Source organism: Listeria monocytogenes, assembly GCF_013282665.1.
GTDB classification, from domain to species: domain Bacteria; phylum Bacillota; class Bacilli; order Lactobacillales; family Listeriaceae; genus Listeria; species Listeria monocytogenes_C.
The window spans coordinates 238,569-259,903 of the sequence record NZ_CP054041.1; the positions used below are offsets into that span (position 1 = coordinate 238,569).

The window sequence follows — 21,335 nt, forward strand, 5'->3', positions numbered from 1 at the left end:
AGCAATTGCTTAAGATGAAAAAAGTTCCAAAAGCGGCGAATCCGCTTTTGGAACTTTTACTTTTAAAATAAGCCTTGCGCGTTACCATTTTCATCGACATCCATGTTTAATGCCGCTGGTTTTTTTGGTAAGCCCGGCATTGTCATCACGTCACCTGTTAAAGCAACAACAAAGCCAGCACCAAGTTTTGGAATAAATTCACGAATATGAATCACAAAATCAGTTGGACGACCAAGCAACGTCGGATCATCCGATAAGGAATATTGAGTTTTCGCCATACAAATCGGATAACGATCCCAACCATATTTTTTGAATTCAACGATTTGTTTCTGCGCCTTGCTGGAAAGTTCCACGCCAATACCACCGTAAACCTTCGTCACAATCGCTTCCAATTTTTCTTCTATCGACCACGCGTCATCATAAATGCGTTTGTAGTCCGCTTCTCCGCTTTCAACAGCCGCAATAACTTTATCCGCAAGTTCAAGACCACCGTCGCCGCCTTTTTCCCAAACTTCTGTCAGAGAGAAAGGAATGCCGTGTTCTTCGCAAAGTGCTTCTAATTTCGCTACTTCTGCGTCAGAATCGGTAATGAATTTGTTAATGGCTACAACATAAGGAATACCAAATGTTTGAATGGATTCCGTATGTTTTTGTAAATTAGTAAAACCTTTAGCTAGCGCATCCACATTTTCCTCGCTTAGCTCGGTTTTCAAAGCGCCACCGTGCATTTTCAGTGCGCGAATCGTTGCTACAATAACAACACAATCTGGAGCTTTCCCAAGGGCAGGAACTTTAATATCTAAAAATTTCTCTGCACCAAGATCTGCACCAAATCCAGCTTCTGTGACTACATATTCACCTAGTCGAAGTGCCGTGCTTGTCGCAGAAACACTATTACATCCGTGAGCAATATTCGCAAAAGGTCCACCGTGAACGATGGCAGGTGTATGTTCTAATGTTTGCACCAAATTAGGTTTTAAAGCATCTTTTAATAGTAATGTTAAAGCGCCTTCGTAGCCCATTTCGCCAACTGTAATTGGTTCTTTTTTATAGTTATAACCAATGACAATTTCACTTAAACGTTTCTTTAAATCTTTTAAATCACTTGCTAAACAAATGATTGCCATAATTTCAGAAGCAACCGTAATATCAAAACCGTCCTCACGTGGAACCCCTTGAATAGGACCGCCTAGACCAACAATCACTTTTCGAAGTGCACGGTCGTTCAAATCAACCACACGTTTCCAAACGATTCTTCGGCCATCAATATCTAGGTCATTCCCTTGTTGCATATGGTTATCAATAAATGCCGATAAAGCATTGTTGGCTGCTGTAATTGCGTGAAAATCACCTGTAAAATGTAAATTAATATCTTCCATTGGAATAACTTGCGCGTATCCGCCACCTGTTGCTCCGCCTTTAATACCCATGGTAGGTCCAAGCGATGGTTCGCGAAGTGCAATAACGGTTTTCTTATCTTTTTTAGAGAGTGCATCACCAAGACCAACTGTCACTGTCGATTTCCCTTCTCCAGCAGGCGTTGGATTAATCGCCGTAACAAGAACAAGTTTTCCTGGTTCTTTGTCTTTTAGCGAGTGAATGGTATCATAGGATAACTTTGCTTTATACTTTCCGTAAAGTTCGAGTGCATCTGCGTCTAGTCCTAAATGTTCCGCAATAGTCGTAACTGGTAGAATTTCTGCTTTTGATGCAATTTCAATATCTGATTTCACTTTATTTGACATGATATCCCCTCCGAATATGTATATTGTAACAAAGAATTAAGATGTTTTGGCTCACCAGTGCATCAAAAAAGCGCGACACCAAGCGATGTAACACCATTTTGATTCTAAAGTAAAGCCTGATTGCGCAAAAATCAACATCTTAACCTTGGATTACCATTATTCCTTTGTTTCTGGTTTCGTCGTCTCCATTGCCTTGAGCGTCTTAAGCGCATCTGGGTGATTTTCAAAAAACTGAACAACATCCCCAATTCGGTCAATCGAGTTCCAACTTAAGTGGTGTTCAATACCTTCCACATCCTGATAAATATGAGACGGATCTACGCCAATAATACTTAAAAAACTTTCTAGTAATGCGTGTCTTTCTAGGAGCCTTTTCCCCATTTGTGTACCTTTAGGCGTCAAAATTAATCCGCGATATTTCTCATAGATTAAATATTCGTCTTTATCCAGTTTCTGCACCATTTTTGTTACAGAGGATGGATGGACAAATAACTCATCAGCAATATCCGAAACTCTGGCATAACCTTTCGTCTCAATAAGGGAATAGATTTTTTCAATATAATCTTCCATACTAGGTGTTGGCATAGCTATACCCTCCAACTTAAATTCTTTCACATAGCCAATTGTACTATAATATCGCCCTTTCTAAAAGTAATTACCCTTTCTAAAACGAAATTTTTCCTAGTGTGTTCCTCCGAAAAAAAAGCAATTTGTACTTATTTAAGACATTTTAGTCAAAAGTATGCCCTTACAAGTCCAAAAATTTAAAAAATATCGAAAATCAGCTTGACGTTTATAGGTATTTTGATTTATAGTGTTAGTATCATATGCGGCAACGCTATGAACAGAAAAGGTAGTATTTGCGAGAAATTTTTTTAAGTTAAAATGAAAGCGTTTTAACGAATAGTTCTAGCAATTATTAGCCATACTTAGGAGGATTTATTTCAATGCAAAATGGGAAAGTAAAATGGTTTAACAACGAAAAAGGTTACGGTTTTATCGAATCAGACGGCGGCGAAGATATTTTCGTCCACTTCACAGCGATCCAAGGTGACGGCTACAAATCTTTAGAAGAAGGCCAAGCGGTAACATTTGAAGTAGTTGAAGGTAATCGCGGCGCTCAAGCAGCTAACGTCGAAAAAGCCTAAACCAGTTGCCAATTAGACACGGACTTAAAAACCGGCATAACTCGCCGGTTTTTTTATTGCAAAAAAAGAGCTTTCCTTCTATAATAAAGCCACATCTATTCATCTAATAGGAGGCGCATAATATGGAAGTTTTCGTGGATGGTGCAAGTGCTGGAAATCCTGGACCAAGTGGGGCTGGAATCGTCTTAAAAGCAGAAGGTATTTATGAACAATTCGCCATCCCGCTCGCAGTAATGACGAATCATGAAGCTGAATTCATCGCAATTAAACTGGGGCTAGAAGAAGCCATAAAAAAACAAGCTACATTAATTCGTTTATACTCTGATTCGAAAGTTGCAATCGAAGCAATTCATAAACGACATGCGAAAAACCCGTTATTCAAGCCGCATTTAGAAGCAATTTTGGAAATGGCCGATTCATTCGAACTATTTTTTGCCGAGTGGCGCAATGTAAGTCAAAATAAACAAGCCGACCATCTTGCGCGTCAGGCTATAAAAAAACAGAAGCAACCTGGAGTCAAATAACCAGATTGCTTCTATTTTTTATTCGATATCGCGCGTTAACGTTTTTAAACCGTATTTTTCAACTACAGCAAAAGCATCATCGCGGAAACCGTCATATTTCAAGCTAGGCAAGTCTATTTCTAGCGGAACTTCTGTATGAATCCGAGCTAATTTTTGACTTAATTCTAGCATCGCTAAGTCTTCTTGAATTTTGGTTTGTTGTGCTGGTTTTAGTTTATCAAGGTTGTTTAAGACGCCTTCAATTGACTCAAATTCTTGAATAAGCTTGATTGCTGTTTTTTCACCGATTCCACGAACACCCGGATAACCATCTGAAGTGTCACCCATTAATGCTTTTACATCAATAAATTGTCTTGGAGAAATACCCATCTCTTCAAAAAATGTCGCTTCATCATATCGTTTATAATTGCCATAACCTTTTTGCATAATCCAGACATCATTTGTTGGTGCGATTAATTGCAGTAAATCTTTGTCGCCACTTAAAACGGTAGTGGCAATCGTATTACTCGCTTGAACGGTAATTGTACCAATACAGTCATCTGCTTCAAAACCCGGCACACCTAAATTGACAAAGCCAAATCCAGCAGCTACCTCTTTCGCTAAATCAAACTGTGGAATCATTTCCTCTGGCGGTGCTGTTCTGCCTGCTTTATAGCCATCATATAATTCATTTCGAAATGTTTGCGACCCCATATCCCAGCATATTAGTGTATGTGTTGGGTTACTCTGACGAATCGCTGCAAACATGTGGCGCATAAAACCTTGCACCCCATTCGTCGGGATTCCCTGTTGGTTAAACATAAATTGTTTGGAAACGGCTGTTGCATAAAATGCTCGGAAAAGCAGTGCCATTCCATCAACAACGAGCAAATTTTCTCGATTTTCGGTCATATATAATCCTCCAATTTCCTTCTACTGCCATCTATTGTAGCATAATTAGAACTGGCTCGCAGAAAAAAAGGAGCTTTTTACCAACTTGCTTTTGTCACGCCGGGTAATTGTCCTTGATGTGCTAGTTCACGAAAACGGATTCGCGACATACCAAATTTACGCATGTATCCATGGGGACGTCCAGTTAGTTCACAACGATTGTGTAGTCTTGACGGGGAAGAATCGCGTGGTAATTTGCGTAACTCTTCGTAGCGGCCTTCTGCTTTTAGCGTCCGGCGAAGTTCCGCATATTGTTCCACGAGTGCTTGTTGACGTTCATGTTTGGCAACTTTTGATTTTTTAGCCATATGTCTCTCCTTTCTTAAATAATAATGATTACGATTTACATCATACGCCGATTTAATTAGGAAAGCAAGTCTTCTGTTTAAAAAAACCGATATCCAATTAAACTGGATATCGGCTGTTCTATTATTTAGTTCCAACTATCGGACCATACGCGTTAGAGAAACCATTATTATAAGGCACTCCTGCTTTATTTTTACCTGCGTCCCAGTTCACCGACCAAGTCATAATCCCTTTTACTGGTGTGCCTTTTGCTTGTAAACGGGTGAAAACATTTTTGACGATTTGCGGATCTGTTACATATCCAGTTGCGGCTGCATCCACATTAGCTGGTAAACCGAACACGAATTTATTAGCTGGGATTTTCAAGTAACCGCGAGTCCCATTAATAAAGGAGTCCGCCATATAATATAAGAAAGATTCTTTTAATGTATCATTATTTTGCGCAATCCATTGGTTTGTTTCGTCAACCCAAACACCATCGCCACCTTGATTATATAGTTGTGGTGCAATATAGTCATAATAATTAGCAAGTGAAGTTAGGTAACTTTCGTAGGCACTACCTGGTTTTAAATAAGGAAATTCTGGCGCCATTGTAATTAGGAAATTTTTTCCTTCCGCTTTATAATGATCTTTGACAATTTTTAGTGCAGCTGGGATAACCGTTTTATTATCTCCCGCAGTAATCGCACTTTGTTCTAAGTCGATGTCTAAACCATCAAAACCATATGTTTCTACTTGACGGATAATTTCATTCGCGAACGCCTGCTCATCCCCAGCTTTTAGTTCCACATGTCCATCTGCTCCACCTAGTGCCAAAAGAACGGCCCGACCTTCCTTATTTAATGCGCCGACTTGCGCTCTGAAATCGCTATCATTTATTCCCACTGGTTTAAATGTTGGAATGCGATTTACCCCGTCTCCTTTCATAAAGGAAACATCGACCACGTTATAAGCTTTTGGTGTATCTTTTAGGGCGATATCAGCCGAAGTCCCTTGTTGATAGCCATCATTCCCGGAAGATTTCCAGCTATGCCAGTATCCAACTAGCACCTGTTTGTTAGAAATATCTGGCATTACAGAAGCGTCATCCGTCGCCGCTTTCGCTGTACTGCCAAATGCCCCCAGTCCCGCACCAACTAAAAGTAAAGACAAACCACCAACCATTACTTGTTTTCCATTCATCTACTTTTCCCCCTTACTTTATCTACCCCAATCTTGCTTTTTTGGAGCTACTAGAAAATACCCATCATAATGAAAATAAAACTAGAAAAACAGCAAAAAAGCGAAATTGATATAGACCAATTCCGCTTTCAAATAAATGAATGTGTATAAGTAACTGAGAAAAAATAGCCCAATTAAAACTGTTTTATTTTTTATTTCGCATGTTGTGGTTCTGGATCTGCTACTTTTTTATCTTTGCGGTGTGGAATCATATTGAAAATGATATTTAATGTAATAGCTGTCACACTGCCCGCAACAATTCCATTACTCGTAAATAAGCGAACAAAGGATGGAAAAGCATTAAACAAATCTGGTACGACTGTTACGCCTAAGCCAACACCAACTGCACACGCAATAATTAATAAGTTTTCTTGAGAAGTGAAATTAACTTTTCCAAGCATCTTAATTCCTTGTGCGACAACCATGCCGAACATTGCGACCATAGCGCCGCCGAGAACTGGTGTCGGAATGATCGTTGTCACTGCACCAATTTTTGGAATCAAACCAAGAACAATTAGGAAACCAGCGGCCGCATAAATCACTTTACGTGTTTTAATACCAGAAAGTTGAACGAGTCCAACGTTTTGCGAATAAGCCGTATAAGGGAATGTATTAAATACACCGCCAAGCATAATCGCAAGTCCTTCTGCTCGGTAACCACGCGTTAAATCTTTTTGTGTTAATTTGCGTTCGGTAATATCAGATAAAGCGAAATATACTCCCGTCGATTCCACCATGCTGACAAGCGCAATTAAAATCATCGTAATAATCGCCGGCCACTCAAATGTCGGTGTGCCAAAATAAAACGGTTTCGGCATATGGAACCAGCTCGCCTCACTCACAGGACCAAGTGAGATCCCTTTATAAAGTGCTGCAAAAAGTGAACCTCCAACCAGACCTATTAAAACTGCAATCGCCTTCGAAAACCCTTTACCAAAACGATACACTAAAATAATTAAAAGTAATGTCCCAAAACCAAGGCCGAGATTATACATTGAGCCAAAATCTTTTGCTCCTTCTCCACCAGCAAGATTATTAATTGCAACTGGAATAAGTGTTAAACCAATCACTGTTACAACCGAACCAGTCACAACAGGAGGGAAAAAGCGTACAACTTTGGAGAAAAATGGTGCTATTAATAATACAAAAAGTCCTGAAACAATAATTGAACCGTAAATCGCGCCAATGCCCATATCTTGTCCGATTAAAATAATTGGTGCAATCGCTTGAACCGCACATCCAAGTACAACTGGTAAACCAATTCCAAAGAAGCGGTTAACCGTTAATTGTAGCAATGTCGCAATCCCACACATAAAAATATCAATCGAAACTAAGTAGGTCATTTCTTCTCCGTTAAAACCTAATGCTCCACCAATTAATAGTGGAACAATCACCGCTCCAGCATACATCGCTAGAACATGTTGAAATCCTAAAGCTGCAATTTTCCCTTTACCTAACATTTACTCCTATTCCTCCTCTAAAAATAAGATTTCTTCGTTTTCAAGTGAGGCAATTCGTGCTAGTGAATAAACTGGAATCCCTGTTTTATTTAATAATTCGCGACCTTGTTGGAAAGATTTTTCAATCACAATCCCAATTCCCGCCACCTTTGCTCCGGCATGTTCCGCAATTTCAAGTAAGCCGAGTGCTGCCTGACCATTTGCCAGAAAATCATCAATGACCAAAATCGTATCATCTGCAGTTAAAAATTGTTTTGATACAGAAATATCATTCGATTCTTTTTTAGTGTACGAATAGACAGTGCTTGTGAATAAATTGTCCGTTAATGTCACTGATTTTTTCTTACGTGCAAACACGACTGGTACGGAAAGCGCAAGCCCTGCAAAAACGGCGGGTGCGATACCTGAAGATTCAATCGTTACAATTTTTGTAATCCCTAAATCTTGGAAGCGTTTAGCAAATTCATTTCCCATCGCTTGCATTAAAACCGGATCAATTTGGTGATTTAAAAAAGCATCCACTTTTAAAACATTCCCCGGTAAGACCGTGCCTTTTTCTTGAATAAACTCTTCCAGTAATTTCAAAACGATTCTCCTTTCAAAATAAAAAACTGCTTCTCTATTTTTAGAGAAGCAGTATAGAAGCCACCAATTTTCAGAGTGACTTCTTTATACAAACTACTCATAGTCCGGTTATTTACGGTAACCAGGTAGAAACTCGTCGCCCAATCGCAACTATTATATAAGTATTTCGGTTTTAAGTTATGTTGTTTATTATAGCTTTCTAAAGAAGCAGGGTCAAGCTAATTTTTTACTTATTAAATTGATAAACATAGGCGTATCTTTTTTCTAGTAAATCTAGCAAATACGTTGGATTCAAGCCCTCTCCCGTTGTATCTGTTAAAATTTCTAAAGGTTTCTTTGTTTTACCAAATTTATGCACATGTTCAGTCAACCACGTTTTTAATTCCGAATAATCATCACTGGCAATAATCGCATCGATATTCGGAATTTCTTTTTGCATTTGGTTAAAGAACTGTGCCGCGTACATTAAGCCAAGTGCGTAGGATGGGAAGTAACCAAAATCGCCACCAGCCCAGTGAATATCTTGCAGAACGCCATTTGTATCATTATCTGGACGAATACCTAGATATTCTTCGTACTTATCGCCCCAAGCTTTCGGTAAATCTTTTACTTCCAATTCACCGTTAATAAGCGCTTTTTCCAGTTCATAACGAATCATAATATGTAGCGGATAAGTTAAAGTATCCGCTTCAATTCGAATCAGCGAACTTTCAGAGATATTCACAGCACGGTAGAAATCTTCCAGCTTCACTTGATCAAAAGCAGGTTTTGTAATCGCTTGGAAGTCAGCATAATTACTTTTCCAAAATGCTAAGCTAGAACCGATAATAATTTCATAAAATAAAGATTGCGACTCATGAATTCCCATAGAAGCCCCATTGGCAAGCGGTGTTCCTACAAGCGCCTCATCAAAATTTTGTTCGTAAATCGCATGTCCGCCTTCATGAATCGTTCCAAAAACAGCCATTTTAAAATCATTTTCGTTATAACGTGTCGTAATACGAACATCACCTGTATTTAGGCCTGTTGCAAACGGATGAACCGTTTCATCTAAACGTCCTGCTTCAAAATCAAAACCCATTTTATTCAAAATACGAATACTAAATTCTTTTTGTTTTGCTTCAGATATTTTGGTGTTTAAAATCGTCGCATCAGGCTTCACACCTTCATTTTCGATTTTTTCACGAATCGCCATAATGCCGTCACGTACTTTCTCAAATACGGAATCAAGCACAGATACGGTTACGCCTGGCTCATATTGATCAAGTAATGTGTCATATTTATTTTCTTCATAACCCCAATACTCAACGAATTTACGCTTCATTTCTAAAATTTTTGTTAGGAATGGTTCAAATGCTGCAAAATCATTTTGTTCGCGTGCTGTTGTCCAAGCGGTTTCCGCTTGCGCTACTAGCTTTGTATATTCCGCATATTCTTTACTTGGGATTTTTTTATTTAAATCATATGTTTTTTGAGATTCTTCTAAAGTTTTACGAGTGATTTCGGATAGATTTTCTTTATCTTGATTAAGTCCAGCAATAAAAGCAGCCATTTCTTCTGACGTTTGCATATTGAAAATCTCTTCAGAAAGAACGCCAATAACATCCGAACGGCCTTCCATCCCTTTTGCCGGCGCACCTGTACGAAGATCCCAGTAAACTAATGCGAGTGCTTCTTCTAGAGCTTCCATCTTTTTAATATACGCTAAAAATTCCTCTTCTAATGTTTCTACCAAACTTAACTCCTCCATTCAATCAATCTTCTTTTTTAGGACGTGGTTTTCTTGGACCCCAATATTGATATAAATCTGTGCGCAAGTAACCATTGTATAATTTGCGTTTTTTCGTCGCTTTTTTACCATAAACTTCTTCAAAAAGTTCATAAGAAGTCAGCACATACACAGACCACGTCGGCATACGTTTGTAGACAATCCCCATTTCACGGTACAGTTGGCGCACTGCTTCCTCGTCCTCTAAACGTTCCCCGTACGGTGGATTCGCAACAACGACCCCGTACTCATCTTCTGTTTGGAAGTCAGCTACTTGAAGTTGTCTAAAAGTAATTAAATCGCCAAGACCAGCCTCCACAGCATTTTGTTTCGCGATTTCGATTAACCGAGCATCAATATCGCCACCAATAATATTTAGCGGTTGATCATAATTAGCCAAATCTTCCGCTTCTTGTCTCGCATCCGCCCAAACTTGCTTCGGCATCCAGTCCCATGTTTCCGATACAAACTCACGATTAAAACCTGGCGCAATGTTTTGTCCAATAAGTGCTGCCTCAATTGGAATTGTTCCAGAACCACATACTGGGTCATAAAATGGTCTATCCGGATGCCAACTAGTCAGTAAGACAAGCGCCGCTGCCATTGTTTCTTTGATTGGCGCGCTACCTTGTGCTAACCGATAACCACGTTTATGTAATCCCGCACCACTAGTGTCAATTGTTAAAGTTACTTCATCTTTTAAAATAGAAACTTCTAACTTAAATAACGCCCCTGTTTCCATCAAGCGACCAGAACGACGATACTTTTCACTAACACGGTTAACAATGGCTTTTTTTACAATCGCTTGGCAATCAGGCACACTATAAAGCGTTGACTTAACTGATTTCCCAGCCACTGGAAACTGTGCATCAAGTGGCAAATAATCTTCCCAAGGTAAAGCTTTCGTCTTTTCAAATAGTTCATCAAATGTCGTTGCTTTAAAAACTCCAACCACAATTTTCACACGGTCAGCTACACGAAGCCATAGGTTCGCTTTAGCAATTGCAGATAAATCTCCTTCAAAATATACTTTACCGTTTTCTACTTTTGGATCATAGCCTAAGCGCGCTACTTCTTTTCCAACAATTGCTTCTAAACCCGAAGCAGCCGTCGCTACCAACTGAAATGTTTTCATTGTGTCCCATCCTTTAATTAAATTTCTAATGAAAAAAGCTGTTTTAAAAGGAGGAGGTTTGTTTTAAATAGGCATTCAACCAGGTCGAACACCCACCTTAAAACTTGCGCTCCGGCCTTCTAAAACAGCCTTCAATGTTAAATTAAATCCTGTAAATAACGCTCTATAAGCCATGTTCTGTTCTTTACTACGTACAGGGTAATAGTAAAGAGATAACCATCTATCTGCACGAAAATTAATTCGCGCCTCGTCCCTTGTTCTTGATTCCTCGGGAAAAGTGCCCCTACCATAAGTTTGAGTTTCTCGCTCGTGGGGTTTACCTCGTTCCACTTCCGAGCATTTCTGCCGGAACTTCGTCACTGTGGCACCTTCAAGGTTATAAGACCATATCCGAAGACTTAGGTCATTCACCTGCCGTCAAACCGGAAAACCGGAATGCCCTGGCTTATTGTTTGACCAGGCACGATCACTACGGGCATCACAGCACCGTGCGAGCATGGACTTTCCTCTGCTTTCAAAAGAAAACAGCGATTATCCGAACGTTATTCATTTGTTCTTAACTTACTTATACTAGCATACCTATTCGTTGTCGTCCAGCTTATTTCCAAAAACATGTTTTTCTAAGTTAGAAAGACGTTTTAGAATATCAAAGTTGGTCGTTCCAGCAGGTTGTGCCGCTGCTTGGAAAGTTGGTGCTGGTTGTGTTGAAGTTCTAAGTGGTGCATTATCAAGCTCTTGAACAAGTCGAATATTTTCAGCTTGCAGTGCCTCGATTTCTTGGGTAAAAGTACTGTAATCTTTAATAACCATGTCTAAAAACTCATCAACATCTTCTGGACTATAACCACGAAGCCCAGTTTTAAATTCTTTTTCCAAAATTTCTTTACCTGTTAAGTGATACTCAAATTGTTCCGAAGTCATATAACTCCACCTCTATCTCTATTCTTACGTATTTTTGTTCTTAATCATATACTTACCCTTATTTTTTCAAATCTCACACCATTTGTCAATCTATTCGAGTATTTTTTATGAAAATAACTATTTACTTCTATATTAAAATGTTTGATTCATATCCTCAACCACCTCTTGTAGTGCATAAAAGTCAATGCATTCCAAATAATAATTAGCTTGTTCTTTCGCTTGCATTGCTCGGTCATAAAAAAATTTAGGCGAGCCTTCTTTTTCTAAATCATACACAAGTAAAGCGCCATCCGTATTATCAATAATAAAACCATCTCTTGCCGCAAATTGTGCTGGACTTTCATAAGGACGCTTCGTAATAAAAGCATGATAGTCTGCTTTTTCAAGTACTTCGTTCGCCCATAATTGGTTCGCTTCATTCCAATTAGCACTTTGCTTTTCAAACGGCTCAAGAACCCCGAGCTTAATCGGATACTCTTCTTTTAATTCTGCAACCACATCGCCTGCCCAGAGTTCAATCCCTAATTGTCCAGAAATAATCACCCATTCAAGCCCATCTTCCACGAGCGGAAGCAAATGACGTTTGATGGTTTCTTTAATATAGACTGTCTCATCCGCATCCTTTTTAAAAATTCCAAGTTCAAAATTTTTATATCCCGTCACTGCGATGGATTTCACATTAATTCCTCTTTTCTTTTTAAGAAATCTCTCACTCTTGTTAGTGTATACTTAGTAGATTGGTAGTGGTCTAAGAAATGTTTATAAAAAGACTTTCCATTAAATGCACTTACTGCAGTCATTTGCACATTGTCACAAGCTTGTCGTAATTGTAGTTCTCCTAAATAAGGAGGACGCTCTTTGTTTACCCACGGAATAGCTAATTCTAAAAATGCATCCGCGCTATTTTTTGCTTCGTCAACGAAAGGCTTCATATCTTTATAAAAATCAAACGGTTTTGCTTCTTCACGATTACTTAAATATAATTCCCAATTCTTTTCGTTTTGAAGAAGTAAATTTTCCGTACGGTTTAAAAGGTCCATTCTATCACTCTTTTCTTCACAATTTCAGTTACTACAAGAATAGCATAGGTTGAAAAATCTTGCCTAAAATTAGATTATTAGCTAAAATATGGTAAAATAGACGAAGGTACGTTCTATTTATGAGATAGTTTCATGCCAGAAAGAGCTATTTTGCATTTAATTCATACTATCATTTTCATTTTTATTTGTTATAATAGATGATAGTCTAAAATTCAGAATAGAATTTTTCTGATAGAGGTGAAAAAAATGGCTATTGGTTACCCTAACGGCAAGAAGTATGCAGCGAGTCATGAGGGACTTCCTCAACAAAAACGGAAAGCTCCTGTAACTTATGGTAAGCGTGGTATGTCTTTGGAAGATGACCTAAATGATACGATTGCGTATTACTTAACTCACGAAATAGCAGTCATCCACAAAAAACCTACCCCTGTCCAAATTGTCAGTGTGGACTATCCAAAAAGAAGTAGTGCCAAAATTAAGGAAGCCTACTTCAAAACACCATCCACAACAGATTACAATGGTGTCTATAAAGGAAAGTACGTTGATTTTGAAGCAAAAGAAACGCAAAATACAACTTCTTTTCCGTTGAGTAATTTTCACGATCACCAAATGACACACATGGCAAACGTCTTAAAACAACACGGTATTGTTTTTGTCATTATTGCCTTCCAAAAACTCGGAGAAACGCATTTCATTCCCTTTGAAAAATTTTATCCGTTTTGGGAACGCATGCAAAGTGGTGGGAGAAAATCAGTCACTATAGCAGAAATACAAGATGTATCAGACCAAATTCCTTATGGTCTAAATCCAAGGCTTGACTTCTTGCAATCCATAGACAAATTATACTTCTAGTCAAACCTTTTTTAAAGGAGAGAGATTTTTAATGGCAGATAAACCGCAGACAAGATCTCAGTATCGCAATAAACAAAGTAGTGGTTCTAAAAAGAAACCTCAAAAACGAGGAAAACGAGTAGTCGCGAATATTTTCAAAACTATTTTCTTTGTGGGACTATTTTTCGCTTTCTTTGGTATTGCGGCTGGTGCAACTGTTTTTTACGATTACGCAAAAGATGCACCTAAACTGACCGACTCCAAGCTACGAGATCCACTTTCATCTAAATTACTTGATAAGGATGGAAAAGTTTTCGCAGAAGTTGGAACCGAACGGCGGGAATATATTGAATACAAAGATATACCGGAAACACTAAAAAATGCAATTCTTACAACTGAAGATGCGCGTTTTTACGAACATGATGGAATTGATCCCATTCGACTTGGTGGAGCAGTAATTGCCAATTTCACAGATGGTTTTGGGGCGGAAGGCGCAAGTACCCTTTCGCAGCAAATTATCAAGATGTCTTACTTAGACTACACAAACAAGACACTTGCAAGGAAAGCCCAAGAAGCATGGCTAGCACTTCAATTAGAAGAAAAGTATAGCAAAAATGACATCTTAGAAATTTATGTTAATAAAGTCTATATGTCTGACCGTGTCCACGGTATGCAAACTGCTGCCGAACATTATTTCGGTAAAAATTTGAAAGACCTTACGTTAGCGGAAACAGCTCTACTTGCTGGTATGCCGCAAAGTCCAAATAACTACAACCCTTATGAGCATCCAGAAGCAGCCAAAAAACGTCGTGATCAAGTTCTAACAAACATGTATACACACGATAAAATTACCAAAGAAGAAATGACTGCAGCTCAAAAATCTTCTATTACTACTGGGCTTCGCTCGAAAAAAGATCGTGAAGATAAAATTTACAAATACGATTCTTACGTAACACAAGTTTTAAGTGAAATTCCAAAAGAATATGATGTTTATCGTGATGGTTTAACTATTCATACTGCACTTGACCGTGATGCCCAAGAGTACACGGAGAAAATGCTTAATACGAACGAAATTGTGAACTTCACAGATGACGAAATGCAAGCCGGCATTGTCCTGCAAGATACAAAAACAGGACGTGTTCAAGCAATCGGTGGCGGACGTAATCAGAAAGTAACACGGGGTTATAACTATGCAACCCAAGTAAAACGTTCTGTTGGGTCAACCATGAAGCCAATTGCCGATTATGGCCCTGCTTTTGAATATTTAGATTGGTCCACTGCCCATATTTTAGAAGATGAGCCTTATACGTATACTGGTGGAACTCCTATTAATAACTGGGATTTCGGTTACAAAGGTCCAATTTCAGTAAGGCAGGCACTTTATCAATCGCGTAATATTCCAGCCCTAAAAACACTTCAAGCTGTTGGGCTAGATAAATCCGAGCAGTTTGTTAATAAACTTGGTATCACTTATGATAAAGGTCAAAACGTAGAATCCAATGCTATCGGAGCAAATAGTTCCAACCCAATGCAAATGGCTGGTGCTTATGCCGCATTCGGTAACAAAGGGATATACAATAAACCACATACTGTTACCAAAATTGTTTTATCAGATGGACAAACAGAAATTGATACAGAACCACAAAGTACAGTGGCAATGAAAGAATCCACTGCTTATATGGTTTCCGATGTCCTAAAAGATGTCCTATCTATCGGTACAGGTACATCAGCAGCCGTTCCAGGCGTCCCTGCTGCTGGTAAAACAGGTACAACAAACATTCCACCTGAATTCACTTCGAAGTACTACTACCCTAGTGGTGCCGCTCGTGACTCATGGTTCGCTGGATATACAACCAATTATTCGATTGCTGTATGGACCGGCTATGATGATAAGAAAAAATATGTTTCTGCAAGCGAACAAAAAATTGCGCAACGGATGTTCAGCAAGTTAATGGCTCATGCTTCTGCTGGTAAAAGTACTGCAGATTTCAAGATGCCTAGCAATGTCGTTTCCGTTCCAATTCTAAAAGGTAGTAACCCAATCGCACGCGCTGCTGAAGGCACTGCAAGCGATAAAGTAAGCTACGAATTATTCTTATCCGGAACCGCTCCAACCAAAACTGCTTCTACTCCAGAAGACGAGAAGAAAAAGGCTGAAGAGGAAGCGAAGAAAAAAGCGGAAGAAGAGAAGAAGAAAACAGATGAAGAGAAGAAAAAAGAAGAAGAAGCGAAGAAGAAAGCAGAAGAGGAAGCGAAGAAAAAGGCTGAAGAAGAAGCCAAAAATCTTACTGCCCCTGCCGGCTTAAGAGCAAGTTATAATACAGGTTCTAAACAAATCAATGTTTCTTGGTCTGCAGTAGATGGTGCTACTTATGAAGTCACAGTGAACGGCTCCACTACTACCGTATCTTCTACCTCTGTTTCCGTAAGTGGCGGTAATCCTGGAGACACTATTTCCATTAATGTCGTCGCCGTTAAAGATGGTAAGCGAAGCCCAGCCTCCTCTACCACCGTTAAAATTCCAGATAGTTAACAAAAGAAGAGCGGAAGATGTTAAAACATCTTCCGCTCTTCTTTGTTATCTTTTCGCAATCAATTTACGTTGTTCTAACATTAATTCATTTAATTGTCGAAAACCTAAATACGTATTACCTCGCTTTAACACATACTCTAGCCGCTCGTCTAAATTAAGTGGTTTTGTTTCCAGTGTCTTAATTTGCTCCGTCAAATTATCTAACTGTACTGGGCGATGATTACTCCAAAATAAAATGGATAAAAAAATACCGAGTGCATCTCTAACTGTTACAGGAGAAGGCTTTTTATGCACTTTCAAATCAGCTTCCATACTTTCTGCCAAATTGGTCATATGTTTTGCTAATTTACGACATGCGCGTTCTGTTTCATTTTTCCATGGAATAACTCCGCCACCTTTAGTAAAAAACTGTTGTTCTTGCCAAAAAGGGAGGCCACTTACATAAATTGATTCTGGATCATATTCTTCTAAAATAACGTCCGGTGCTGGGAAACCAGGATGTGTTAGTTCTACTGCATATTTAAATTCAGCCATCGAATCCCCTCACTTTCGCTTGTTTTTTTCCTTCTCTACATAAATAAAGTAAAGGACAGGTCGGGCATTCTGGGTTTCTTGCCTTACAATGATATCGTCCAAAGAAAATCATATAGTGGTGAGCATCTGACCAAAGCTCTTTTGGTAATTTTCTTTTCAACGTTTCTTCTACTTCTACGACAGAATCTTTCCATCTACAAATCCCTAAACGCTTACTAATACGCTCTACATGCGTGTCTACAGCAATTGCTGGAATTCCGAAGCCAACCGATAAAACGACATTGGCCGTTTTTCTCCCTACACCAGGAAGGCTCTCTAGTTCCCCATGCGTCCGTGGAACCTCTCCATTAAATTCTGTTAAAATTTTCTCCGATAGACCTTGAATATTTTTTGCCTTATTACGATATAAACCAATGGAGCGAATGTCATCCATCAATTCTTCTAGTGGAACTGCTAAATAATCTTCTGGAGAGTGATATTTTTCAAAAAGAGAAGCAGTCACACGATTGACTAACACATCTGTACACTGAGCTGATAATACAACAGCTACCAGTAATTCAAACGTATTTTTATGAACTAGTTCGCAGTGTGCTGCAGGAAACATTTTGGCCATTTCTTCTATGCATAATACAGTTTGTTTATTTGATAACAATTTGCGTACGTCACCCTTTTCTTTTTTCAAGCCAGTCGTATAAAGGAATCGAGCCTGCGCTTTTTTTCACTTCTGTTTGGTTAATTGGTTGACTTGTGCGACCATTTTGATGAAATTCTTCTGCTACACGTTTAGCATCTTCTATTGTCTTAACACCTTGTTTCGACCAATTAAGCAGAATTCTATCAATATAGCGGAAATTCAATTTTTGCGAAATAACCGCTTCTTTTAGAGCTTCTTTGATTAAATCTGGGCTCGTCCTATCTTGCTCCACCCATGCAGATAGCATTTCCGCTTCCATTGGAGAAAGTGGTCTGCCAAACTCAGCTTCGAATAAACTATATAAATTGGTTTGTTTCGTTAACTCTTTTTCCTGCTTACTATCAGCTTCTTTATTTTCATATAAAGCGACTAATTTGCCCCATAGTGGCGCTAAATTATATTGTTCGGAAATCATTCGTGAATTATCTTGGCTTTGTTCGATAGCAATCACTCCTTTTTTCAAGAGCGAATCCATCGTTTTAATGGTTTCTTCGAGCGGAAGTGTGGTTCTATTCGTTAACATTTCCATCGACGGGAAAAATTCTGCCTCTGCTGCGAAGGATTGAATTTGAAGTAAAAGTACCAGTTCTATTTCGTTTAAACCAATGGTTGCATAGTTTTTCACTAGCACTTGCGGCAATGTCACTTGTCCTTCCGCCATCCATTTTTCAAGAATTTTTGGATTCATATTAAACACCTCACTACAAAATTATAACATGGTTTTCGAGGGAAAAATATAAAAGTACTGCTAAAATCATGAAATCGAGTGGAAAAGCTCATTTTCACCTTCCAACTAAAAAAAGGGTAGCCAATTAAATTGGCTACCCTTTTCAACTTATGGATATAGACGATTTAACAAACGTGGGAACGGAATGGTTTCGCGTACATGTTCTGTACCTGAAATCCAAGCAACTGTACGTTCTAATCCAAGTCCGAAACCAGAATGTGGTACGGAGCCATAACGAGCTAAGTCAAGGTACCAACTATAGGCTTCTTGATCCAAGTCAAAATCTTCCATTCTCGCTTGAAGTGTTTCTAAATCGTGAATACGTTCTGATCCGCCGATAATTTCTCCGTAACCTTCTGGAGCAATCATATCAGCACATAAAACCACTTGATCGTTTTCTGGATCTTCCGGCATATAAAACGGTTTAATTGCTTTTGGATAATGTGTAATGAAAACTGGTTTTTCGAAGCTGTCTGCAATTGCTGTTTCATGTGGTGCCCCGAAGTCATCTCCCCAAACAATATCATCAAAGCCTAATTCGTGTAAACGTTCAATCGCTTCTGTATAAGTAATACGTGGGAACGGTGCAACCATTTTTTCTAAATGACTCACATCACGACCAAGACGATCTAGTTCTAAGCGACAGTTATCAAGTACTGCTTTTACTAGGAAAGCTACATAGTTTTCTTGTACTTGTAAGCTATCTTCTAATTTGTAAAACGCCATTTCTGGTTCAATCATCCAGAATTCAATTAAGTGACGGCGTGTTTTTGATTTTTCAGCACGGAAAGTTGGACCGAATGAGAATACTTTACCGAAAGCCATAGCTGCAGCTTCCATGTATAATTGCCCACTTTGAGAAAGGAAAGCATCTTCTTCAAAATATTTCGTATGGAAAAGTTCGGTTGTTCCTTCTGGTGCACTGCCAGTTAAGATTGGTGGATCGATTTTTAGGAATCCTTCTTTATTGAAAAATTCATAGCTAGCGCGGATAATTTCGTTACGGATTTTCATAATCGCGTGTTGACGATTAGAACGTAGCCATAAATGACGGTGGTCCATTAAAAATTCCGTGCCGTGCTCTTTCGGTGTAATCGGATAATCATGTGACTCGCTAATTACTTCCACACCAGATACAGCCATTTCATACCCAAATGGTGAACGAGTATCTTCATTAATAATCCCTGTTACAAATAAACTTGTTTCTTGCGTTAAAGCTTTAGCAGTTGCAAAAATATCATCGCCAACTTCTGCTTTTACGACAACGCCTTGCATAAATCCTGTCCCATCACGTAATTGTAAGAAAGCAATTTTACCACTTGAACGCTTATTCGCAAGCCACGCTCCAATTGTTACTTCTTTTCCGACAAATTCGGATGCTTGATTGATTGTAATTTTCACTTGTCTACACTCCCTATTTCATAAAACTTTTGATTCGATTTATAGCTTCTTGGAATAAGTCTGGATTTGTTGCATAAGAAAGGCGTATATAATCGGGCATTCCGAATCCTGAGCCTGGAATGACGGCTACTTTCGCTTCTTCTAAAAGAGCTGCTACAAAAGCATCTACATCCTGAAAACCTTTTTTATGTGCCGCTTCTTTTACTTCAATAAAGAAATAAAAGGCGCCATCTGGTTTTTTCGGTTTAAAACCTGGAATGCTACTTAGTTCTGGATAAAAGCGTTCCATTCGTTCTTCAAAAGCTTGGTACATTTTTTCTGGAACTTCTTGGCTACCAACGTATGCTTCTAGTGCAGCATACTGGGCATTAGCGGTTGGATTACTTGTTAAATGATCCGCTAACTTACTCATTCCAGCAATGATTTCTTTATTTGCAGCTGCGTAACCAATACGCCAGCCTGTCATTGAATATGCTTTAGAAACACCATTAATAACAATGGTTAAATCATACAAACGATCACTCAAACTCGCGATAGAGACTAAATCGGCTTTGTTCCCGTAGTATAATTTTTCGTATATTTCATCAGATAAAATGTAAATCTGATGTTTTTCAGCAACTTCACCAATAGCAATAAGCTCCTCTTTTGTATAGCACATACCAGAAGGGTTATTGGGTGAATTTAAAACGATTGCTTTTGTTTTTTTCGTGATAGCTTTTTCAAAATTCGCTGCAGAAATTTTGAAATCCGCGTCAAAACTAGTTTCTACAAAAACAGGAATACCACCTGCTAATTTGACTTGTTCGGGATATGTTACCCAATATGGAACCGGAATAATGACTTCATCGCCTGGATCTAAAATCGTTTGAAATGCAGAGTATAGCACATGTTTAGCTCCTGTACCCACAAAAATTTGGCTCGTATCGTAGTGTAAGAACTGATCTTTTTGGAGCTTATCAACAATCGCTTGTTTTAGCTCGATGATTCCACTTGAAGGAGTATATTTGGTGAATCCTTTGTTCATGGACTCAATTGCGGCATCAATAATGTTCTGCGGGGTGTTGAAGTCTGGTTCCCCAGCACCTAAGCCGATGACATCAATTCCTTCTTGTTTCATTTGTTTTGCTTTAGCCGTAATCGCAAGTGTAGGCGACGGGGCTACTCCTTTGACACGTTTTGATAACGGTAAGTCCATTTTATTCCCTCCTCCAATTTAGTTACAAGTTTTCAATCTCTCTGTACCATTCACCTGTCTCAAAGTTAATGTCAAAGTAGTTTAGCTTGTCATTCTTATCTAAGTAAGCAACTTCCCAAATAGGCGTTTCTTTTTCCATGCCTAAATTCACATGTAAAATTTTCTTTGGATTCTTTTCTTTTGTGACTTTATCGAGTGCTTGTTGTTTTGTAATGCCATCAGATGCGAATTTAACATAGACTTTATCGGATTTTTTCTTTGGGACCCAAACAATAATATTTTGATTCTTACTATTCTTACCAGTCAATACGTAGTACACTTCTTTTGGACCATTGTATAGATAAAATTGATCTGTTGTTTTTAAATCAACTTGGCCACTTATTCGATCTAAGGCTTCTGTTTCTGCATTGGTTACTGGTTTTTCTGCATATCTGATGTACAGAAAAGTTGCCACGATAAGCACAATAATTATGCCGAGAATAATCGCTATCCATTTGCCAATCTTACGCTTAGGTTTTCTATTTCGCAAAGTAATCTCGCTCATTTCTATTTCTAAATTACCGGAATTCGACCGGCGATATGCATTTTCATTTTCGCATAGATACATTATAGCAATAGCCGCCTAAGATTTGAAGTC

General features: G+C 38.7%; 22 protein-coding genes, 1 other RNA gene and 1 riboswitch. Of the genes, 4 read left to right on the top strand and 19 right to left on the bottom strand.

What is annotated here, in order from left to right:
- Positions 1-62: 62 nt before the first annotated feature.
- Together HRK21_RS01230 and mntR are read right to left on the bottom strand one after the other, a co-directional pair.
- Positions 63-1,745, bottom strand: coding sequence for a formate--tetrahydrofolate ligase (locus tag HRK21_RS01230; RefSeq protein ID WP_070005952.1), 1,683 nt, complete (start codon positions 1,743-1,745; stop codon positions 63-65).
- A 156-nt stretch (positions 1,746-1,901) separates the two neighbouring features.
- Entirely contained in the window at positions 1,902-2,330 is a 429-nt protein-coding gene (gene mntR, locus HRK21_RS01235) for a transcriptional regulator MntR (RefSeq protein WP_003739281.1), read from the bottom strand.
- Between the two features lie 362 nt (positions 2,331-2,692).
- Between mntR and cspD the strand changes: the two genes are divergently transcribed.
- Both cspD and HRK21_RS01245 read left to right on the top strand, forming a co-directional pair.
- Entirely contained in the window at positions 2,693-2,893 is a 201-nt protein-coding gene (cspD, locus tag HRK21_RS01240; RefSeq protein WP_003728273.1) for a cold-shock protein CspD, read from the top strand.
- Between the two features lie 122 nt (positions 2,894-3,015).
- Entirely contained in the window at positions 3,016-3,417 is a 402-nt protein-coding gene (locus HRK21_RS01245; RefSeq protein ID WP_003739282.1) for a ribonuclease HI family protein, read from the top strand.
- An 18-nt stretch (positions 3,418-3,435) separates the two neighbouring features.
- Here HRK21_RS01245 and HRK21_RS01250 read toward each other — a convergent pair whose 3' ends face one another.
- The 11 genes from HRK21_RS01250 to HRK21_RS01300 all read right to left on the bottom strand — a co-directional run bounded on the left by HRK21_RS01250 (position 3,436) and on the right by HRK21_RS01300 (position 12,783).
- On the bottom strand, positions 3,436-4,308 hold the full coding sequence (locus HRK21_RS01250; RefSeq protein WP_003739283.1) for a 5'-3' exonuclease: 873 nt from the start codon (positions 4,306-4,308) through the stop codon (positions 3,436-3,438).
- 77 nt (positions 4,309-4,385) lie between these two features.
- Positions 4,386-4,655: a 30S ribosomal protein S14 gene (gene rpsN, locus HRK21_RS01255; RefSeq protein WP_003739284.1), complete on the bottom strand. Its 270-nt coding sequence runs from the start codon at positions 4,653-4,655 to the stop codon at positions 4,386-4,388.
- A gap of 121 nt (positions 4,656-4,776) precedes the next feature.
- Entirely contained in the window at positions 4,777-5,835 is a 1,059-nt protein-coding gene (gene chiA / locus HRK21_RS01260; RefSeq protein ID WP_003739285.1) for a chitinase ChiA, read from the bottom strand.
- A gap of 191 nt (positions 5,836-6,026) precedes the next feature.
- On the bottom strand, positions 6,027-7,334 hold the full coding sequence (locus HRK21_RS01265; protein ID WP_069887990.1) for a nucleobase:cation symporter-2 family protein: 1,308 nt from the start codon (positions 7,332-7,334) through the stop codon (positions 6,027-6,029).
- Between the two features lie 6 nt (positions 7,335-7,340).
- The gene (locus HRK21_RS01270; protein WP_003728269.1) at positions 7,341-7,919 is read right to left on the bottom strand and encodes a xanthine phosphoribosyltransferase; all 579 of its coding nucleotides are present in this window, start codon (positions 7,917-7,919) and stop codon (positions 7,341-7,343) included.
- An 80-nt stretch (positions 7,920-7,999) separates the two neighbouring features.
- Positions 8,000-8,100, bottom strand: a riboswitch (purine riboswitch).
- A gap of 45 nt (positions 8,101-8,145) precedes the next feature.
- Positions 8,146-9,654, bottom strand: a complete 1,509-nt coding sequence (locus tag HRK21_RS01275; protein ID WP_077952263.1) for a carboxypeptidase M32 — start codon at positions 9,652-9,654, stop codon at positions 8,146-8,148.
- 19 nt (positions 9,655-9,673) lie between these two features.
- A complete protein-coding gene (locus HRK21_RS01280; protein ID WP_069887988.1) occupies positions 9,674-10,822 on the bottom strand; it encodes a THUMP domain-containing class I SAM-dependent RNA methyltransferase in 1,149 nt (382 codons plus the stop codon).
- Between the two features lie 161 nt (positions 10,823-10,983).
- An RNA gene (gene rnpB / locus HRK21_RS01285) (RNase P RNA component class B) lies at positions 10,984-11,365 on the bottom strand.
- Positions 11,366-11,401: 36 nt separating this feature from the next.
- A complete protein-coding gene (gpsB, locus tag HRK21_RS01290) occupies positions 11,402-11,743 on the bottom strand; it encodes a cell division regulator GpsB (RefSeq protein ID WP_003722998.1) in 342 nt (113 codons plus the stop codon).
- A gap of 132 nt (positions 11,744-11,875) precedes the next feature.
- A complete protein-coding gene (locus tag HRK21_RS01295) occupies positions 11,876-12,421 on the bottom strand; it encodes an SLOG family protein (protein WP_003739290.1) in 546 nt (181 codons plus the stop codon).
- Positions 12,418-12,783, bottom strand: a complete 366-nt coding sequence (locus tag HRK21_RS01300; protein WP_070005953.1) for a YppE family protein — start codon at positions 12,781-12,783, stop codon at positions 12,418-12,420. Before HRK21_RS01300 ends, HRK21_RS01295 begins: the two co-directional genes overlap by 4 nt.
- 246 nt (positions 12,784-13,029) lie before the next feature.
- Between HRK21_RS01300 and recU the strand changes: the two genes are divergently transcribed.
- Both recU and HRK21_RS01310 read left to right on the top strand, forming a co-directional pair.
- Complete coding sequence (gene recU / locus HRK21_RS01305) at positions 13,030-13,635, top strand: Holliday junction resolvase RecU (protein ID WP_070005954.1); 606 nt, start codon at positions 13,030-13,032, stop codon at positions 13,633-13,635.
- Between the two features lie 31 nt (positions 13,636-13,666).
- Positions 13,667-16,147 (top strand): penicillin-binding protein 1A, encoded by a 2,481-nt coding sequence (locus tag HRK21_RS01310; protein ID WP_003739293.1) that lies wholly within the window; start codon positions 13,667-13,669, stop codon positions 16,145-16,147.
- Between the two features lie 45 nt (positions 16,148-16,192).
- Here the strand turns inward: HRK21_RS01310 and HRK21_RS01315 are convergent, their stop codons facing one another.
- From HRK21_RS01315 to HRK21_RS01340, 6 genes are all read right to left on the bottom strand, one after another.
- Positions 16,193-16,681, bottom strand: a complete 489-nt coding sequence (locus HRK21_RS01315; protein WP_070005955.1) for a YpoC family protein — start codon at positions 16,679-16,681, stop codon at positions 16,193-16,195.
- The gene (nth, locus tag HRK21_RS01320; RefSeq protein WP_031695253.1) at positions 16,674-17,333 is read right to left on the bottom strand and encodes an endonuclease III; all 660 of its coding nucleotides are present in this window, start codon (positions 17,331-17,333) and stop codon (positions 16,674-16,676) included. The genes HRK21_RS01315 and nth overlap by 8 nt, the downstream gene beginning before the upstream one ends.
- A 10-nt stretch (positions 17,334-17,343) precedes the next feature.
- The gene (locus tag HRK21_RS01325; RefSeq protein WP_069887987.1) at positions 17,344-18,063 is read right to left on the bottom strand and encodes a DnaD domain-containing protein; all 720 of its coding nucleotides are present in this window, start codon (positions 18,061-18,063) and stop codon (positions 17,344-17,346) included.
- 147 nt (positions 18,064-18,210) lie between these two features.
- Complete coding sequence (gene asnS, locus HRK21_RS01330) at positions 18,211-19,503, bottom strand: asparagine--tRNA ligase (RefSeq protein WP_003739297.1); 1,293 nt, start codon at positions 19,501-19,503, stop codon at positions 18,211-18,213.
- A gap of 13 nt (positions 19,504-19,516) precedes the next feature.
- On the bottom strand, positions 19,517-20,698 hold the full coding sequence (locus HRK21_RS01335; protein WP_069887985.1) for a pyridoxal phosphate-dependent aminotransferase: 1,182 nt from the start codon (positions 20,696-20,698) through the stop codon (positions 19,517-19,519).
- 22 nt (positions 20,699-20,720) lie between these two features.
- On the bottom strand, positions 20,721-21,305 hold the full coding sequence (locus HRK21_RS01340; protein WP_077952262.1) for a cell wall elongation regulator TseB-like domain-containing protein: 585 nt from the start codon (positions 21,303-21,305) through the stop codon (positions 20,721-20,723).
- Positions 21,306-21,335 lie beyond the last annotated feature (30 nt).

Coding starts and splice junctions, on each gene's coding strand:
- HRK21_RS01335 (WP_069887985.1), bottom strand. CDS start 20,698: ATGGACTTACCGTTATCAAAACGTGTCAAAGGAGTAGCCCCGTCGCCT.
- recU (WP_070005954.1), top strand. CDS start 13,030: ATGGCTATTGGTTACCCTAACGGCAAGAAGTATGCAGCGAGTCATGAG.
- HRK21_RS01315 (WP_070005955.1), bottom strand. CDS start 16,681: ATGGCTGAATTTAAATATGCAGTAGAACTAACACATCCTGGTTTCCCA.
- cspD (WP_003728273.1), top strand. CDS start 2,693: ATGCAAAATGGGAAAGTAAAATGGTTTAACAACGAAAAAGGTTACGGT.
- mntR (WP_003739281.1), bottom strand. CDS start 2,330: ATGCCAACACCTAGTATGGAAGATTATATTGAAAAAATCTATTCCCTT.
- HRK21_RS01310 (WP_003739293.1), top strand. CDS start 13,667: ATGGCAGATAAACCGCAGACAAGATCTCAGTATCGCAATAAACAAAGT.
- HRK21_RS01300 (WP_070005953.1), bottom strand. CDS start 12,783: ATGGACCTTTTAAACCGTACGGAAAATTTACTTCTTCAAAACGAAAAG.
- chiA (WP_003739285.1), bottom strand. CDS start 5,835: ATGAATGGAAAACAAGTAATGGTTGGTGGTTTGTCTTTACTTTTAGTT.
- HRK21_RS01340 (WP_077952262.1), bottom strand. CDS start 21,305: ATGTATCTATGCGAAAATGAAAATGCATATCGCCGGTCGAATTCCGGT.
- HRK21_RS01280 (WP_069887988.1), bottom strand. CDS start 10,822: ATGAAAACATTTCAGTTGGTAGCGACGGCTGCTTCGGGTTTAGAAGCA.
- rpsN (WP_003739284.1), bottom strand. CDS start 4,655: ATGGCTAAAAAATCAAAAGTTGCCAAACATGAACGTCAACAAGCACTC.
- HRK21_RS01230 (WP_070005952.1), bottom strand. CDS start 1,745: ATGTCAAATAAAGTGAAATCAGATATTGAAATTGCATCAAAAGCAGAA.
- gpsB (WP_003722998.1), bottom strand. CDS start 11,743: ATGACTTCGGAACAATTTGAGTATCACTTAACAGGTAAAGAAATTTTG.
- HRK21_RS01325 (WP_069887987.1), bottom strand. CDS start 18,063: ATGAATCCAAAAATTCTTGAAAAATGGATGGCGGAAGGACAAGTGACA.
- HRK21_RS01265 (WP_069887990.1), bottom strand. CDS start 7,334: ATGTTAGGTAAAGGGAAAATTGCAGCTTTAGGATTTCAACATGTTCTA.
- HRK21_RS01250 (WP_003739283.1), bottom strand. CDS start 4,308: ATGACCGAAAATCGAGAAAATTTGCTCGTTGTTGATGGAATGGCACTG.
- HRK21_RS01245 (WP_003739282.1), top strand. CDS start 3,016: ATGGAAGTTTTCGTGGATGGTGCAAGTGCTGGAAATCCTGGACCAAGT.